The sequence below is a fragment of the Silvanigrella paludirubra genome (assembly GCF_009208775.1).
GTDB lineage: Bacteria > Bdellovibrionota_B > Oligoflexia > Silvanigrellales > Silvanigrellaceae > Silvanigrella > Silvanigrella paludirubra.
Genome location: NZ_WFLM01000020.1, coordinates 1 through 514 on the forward strand (window position 1 = coordinate 1; position 514 = coordinate 514).

At 37.0% G+C, this 514-nt stretch carries 1 protein-coding gene; it reads right to left on the minus strand.

All coding sequences use genetic code 11. The features are described 5' to 3' along the window. Positions 1-514: RHS repeat-associated core domain-containing protein (locus GCL60_RS17225; RefSeq protein ID WP_161998273.1), on the minus strand; the 514-nt coding region annotated here is incomplete at both ends.

Below are 514 nucleotides of genomic sequence, written 5' to 3' on the forward strand. Positions count from 1 at the left end.
TGATTGGGTTATTTTCTGCAAATGTATAACCATTAATGCCACCTTTTCCAAACGGAGAATGGACATCGTATTGCATAAAACGACCTAAAGCAGGATTGTAAGCTCTGTAACCTTGTCCAAGGAATTGGTATCCAGATTTCCCGTCTGTTCGTTCACCGTTAAATCCAAAGCCACTTGTTTTAGCACTTGTTGCTTTTTCAGATAAATCGGATTGCTGACCATACGGTGTATAGGCAAAGTTAGCGTCTAATACTTTACGACCTTCCATGATACGAATCACACTGTGTGCTTGATCCGTTAAGAAAATTTGAGTATTTTGACCAGCTGTTACTTTACCAATAATACGGCCACTTACTTGGAAATAACTTGTCATTATGCCAGCTATGTTCTCATTTAAAACACGAGAACCACTGTAATAGAATTTATTTTCTACATTTCCAGAGTCTTTTTGAGAAACAAGAATGCCAGAACCATTGTAACGATATTCTGTTACATTACCTTCTTTTGTAAATGT